The sequence below is a fragment of the Microcystis sp. LE19-41.2A genome (assembly GCF_027530405.1).
Taxonomy (GTDB): domain Bacteria; phylum Cyanobacteriota; class Cyanobacteriia; order Cyanobacteriales; family Microcystaceae; genus Microcystis; species Microcystis aeruginosa.
On record NZ_JAPZQJ010000676.1, the window covers coordinates 1 to 3,303 of the forward strand.

Here is a 3,303-nt window from a genome sequence, read left to right on the forward strand (position 1 = left end):
TCAGTCTGTAGAGCGACCATAAGACCAGAACAGAGTAAATCTGTTAAGGCAGGTGCGGAACCCCGCAAGGGAAAGAAGCAGAAACCTAAATCGTGAGGTTTGGGAATCGCCGTCCGTTTTACGGCGGCGAGGATGTCAAGCCGACCGTTTCGATACTATTACCCTACAACCGGGTAACATCGCCTACGCCCGACTCACCGCCGCTAGTCCCCAGTATGTGATCGACAAGTTGGGAGAATACAGCGTTTCAGGTCATCTCATCGCTAGGATAGTCAATGTTCAATAAACAGCAGAAACCACTACCCACCGCCGTTTTACGGGCCCCCAATTCCCCATCAGACGAATCATCGCCACCGTCCGGCATCCTTCTGGGGGATAACTGTTATTGGAATCCTGGCCATTTGCCCAACGGTCACATCGTCGCCATCGGTGCATCCGGTAGTGGCAAAACCCAGACCCTCAAAGCGATCGCCTATTCTCTTCGACAAACTTATCCCGATATTCAGTTATTTATCATCGATTTTCACGGTGATCAGGAGATTATCGGCGAAACTTGTTATCCTCTGCACATGGCCAGTTCTCACGGCATCAATCCCCTGATTGTCAACCTCGATGCTGAAGGGGGTGGTCCCCATCTACAGGCCATCGCCGTTACCACCACCCTCAAACGCTCCTTACAGTTGGGACCCAATCAGGAGGGTTTACTGTTAGAAATATTGCAATTTTGTTACAACCGGCGGGGTATCAGCCAAGAACAACCGACAAGTTGGACAAGGGAAGCGCCCAATTTTACCGATTTGCAGCAGGAGATCGAGTCGCGAGTCGAGAGCGGCTGTAAGGAATCGCAAAAACTGAAACTGAAACTGATAGCCACTTTCACCTACGGTGTCTTCTGCCGTCCCCAACCCGACTTCACCGAGAAACATATCCGCATCGACCTCTCGAAATTACCGCCGGAGATCGGGGCGATTGCCGCTGAATCCTTGGCCTGGCAATTGATGAACCAACACCGGTTAACCGGGGAAATCGAAGGGAAACTACCCCGTACCTACCTATTCATCGATGAGGCTAAAGAATTGCGGAAAAGTCGGGCCTGTGACCGCATCATCGCCGACGGTCGTAAATACGGGCTGGGTTTGGTGTTGGCATCCCAATCGGAACGACATCTCAGTGACGACGTGATCGGTAACTCCTCTACCAAGATCGTTCTGCCAGTGGACCAGTCGGAAGTGAAACGGGTGGCCGCCAAATTCCGGTTTGCCGAGAAGAAAGTAGCCGAGTTAGTACCCTTGACCGCCCTATGTCGTTTCGGCAAACAGGCAGAAATGACCAGTATCTTTCCCTATCACCGGAGGGTAAAAGATGGTTAGCACTCTTTCTAAGTCAAAACCCCACCAGCGACGCACTGAGACGGTTTTCGCCATCCTCGATGATGCACCAGCTGGTACGACCTACGAAGGTCTGATCTCGTTGGTACGGGAGAAAACGGGTAAGGGTTGTTCCCGCAAGCTGATTAGTCGCTGGAAACGGGAACGCACGGGAGAAACCGTCTCGGAAATCCCGACTGTCTTGGAAATTCCAACTGTCTTGGAAATTCCAACTGTCTTGGAAACGATCGCTTCCCAAAAAACACTTAGACAAAGTTCAGTGCTTGCCCTGAAAGAAGCAGATACTTCCCCCATTGTCCCCAGAATCGAGAAATACAGCGAGAAAACAAGCGAAAGTGTTGCCCTGAGAGAAGCCGATACTTCCCCCATTGTCCCGGAACCATTCTATTCCCCCCGTCCTGATTTCTTTCGTTATCTGACCGTTGCCGCCGCCGCCATTATCACCCTAGTCGGTTGCAGTTACACCACCGCCCAAAAAACCCCCAGTACCCCCGTTACACCCGTTACCACCTCTTACCCCCCTTATCAAGGGGGGATTAAGGGGGGATCCTCTCCGAAAAAAACCCACTCCACTGTACCGAGAGAGATCAAAATCCGATTGACCCTTACCACCCCCGCAGATCTGCGGGTCAAACAAGGTTCTCGTATCGTTGGGGGTCAGATAATACGCGATCGCATTCCCGCGAGACAACGACTCCAAACCCAACGGCAACAGTTGGAACTCTCCCTAAAAAAGCTGCAGATTCCCCTACCCGAACTCACCTTACCTTCACCACCCCCAACATTAAATAAACTTCCCCCCGTTTCATACCGGCAAGAAATCGCTCATATTACCCTGAAAACGGGAGAATTACAACAGATAGATACTAAAATCACTCAACAAAAACAGAAAATTTCTCAATTACTAGCCCTTCCCTCTGCCCCCCTTATCAAGGGGGGATTAAGGGGGGATCCCGTTAATGTCGCTTCCCTACCCACTTTTGTTACTATCGACTCTCAACCTTTACCCCCCGTGGAGAAGATTATCGAACACGAACGGGCGAAACTCTCCCAAATGGAAACGGAACGGGAACAGGCAAAAATACAACTGGACATCGCCCGTGCCGCTTTATCAACCGCCAAGGAAAAGCGTCTTCAGGAAGAATACCAATTGGCTCTAGAAGAAAACCGACGGACGATCACCCTTCAGAACCAACAACTAGAAGTGGAGAAACAGAGGGCAGTTCGCGCCGCACAACTTCAGGAACGGGAATACAACCAAGCGGTGATCAGGACGAGAATACAGGAGATCGACAATGCACTGGTTCAATTGGCTACGGTTAAGGCTCCCTACCCCGGAACGGTCAAACGGCTTAAATGGCAGGGTCAGGATGATCGCCTTCTCACTGTCGAGCTTACTGTTGATGTGGACTCCCCTACAGGCCGCTCCCCTTCCCTGTCTCGATAGCGGTAACGATTGTCTCCGTACCCTCACCGACGCGGCGATCGAACGTTCCCCTGAATTGCAGACCCTCGACGAACGCATCGCCTTGATTGATCGCCGGTTACAGTTGGCTGGACAACGTATCGACCAGGCCAACGCCCGACAATGGACGGGTTATCTAACCACCGACCCGATCGCCATTCTGCAAAATCTGTTTGGGGGTGGTCAGGTACAACAACAGAGGATGGCCATCACCGACCTCGAAATCAGGGCGGCCGACCTAGAGGCGGCCAGGGCTGAATTGGAACGTCAACGGGCTGCCAAACGCTCCCAACTCGGAGAACAGGTCTTGACGCTGGTGATCGCCTACGAAACCGCCGGCGATCGAGAACGGGCGATATTAGCCCAACTGTCCAATCACGACCTCTTGACCCGAATTACCGAGATCGATTACCGTCTGGGCGGTTCATCCACCGAAACCTATCTAACAAG

3 protein-coding genes and 1 pseudogene are annotated in these 3,303 nt (G+C 52.0%); all 4 read left to right on the plus strand.

The genetic code is table 11. The features are described from left to right. The first annotated feature begins 52 nt into the window (after window positions 1-52). Window positions 53-286 (plus strand): hypothetical protein, encoded by a 234-nt coding sequence (locus O9290_RS27730; protein WP_288059629.1) that lies wholly within the window; start codon window positions 53-55, stop codon window positions 284-286. Further along, complete coding sequence (locus O9290_RS27735) at window positions 276-1,370, plus strand: ATP-binding protein (protein WP_288059631.1); 1,095 nt, start codon at window positions 276-278, stop codon at window positions 1,368-1,370. Before O9290_RS27730 ends, O9290_RS27735 begins: the two co-directional genes overlap by 11 nt. Then, complete coding sequence (locus O9290_RS27740; RefSeq protein WP_288087757.1) at window positions 1,363-2,835, plus strand: hypothetical protein; 1,473 nt, start codon at window positions 1,363-1,365, stop codon at window positions 2,833-2,835. Before O9290_RS27735 ends, O9290_RS27740 begins: the two co-directional genes overlap by 8 nt. Further along, window positions 2,792-3,303 (plus strand): annotated as a pseudogene (locus O9290_RS27745) (TolC family protein); the annotation flags it as partial. The gene O9290_RS27740 and the pseudogene O9290_RS27745, both read left to right, overlap by 44 nt.

What these genes read in the sequence shown, in the direction of transcription:
- O9290_RS27735 (WP_288059631.1), top strand. Translation starts at nt 276, where the DNA reads ATGTTCAATAAACAGCAGAAACCACTACCCACCGCCGTTTTACGGGCC.
- O9290_RS27740 (WP_288087757.1), top strand. Translation starts at nt 1,363, where the DNA reads ATGGTTAGCACTCTTTCTAAGTCAAAACCCCACCAGCGACGCACTGAG.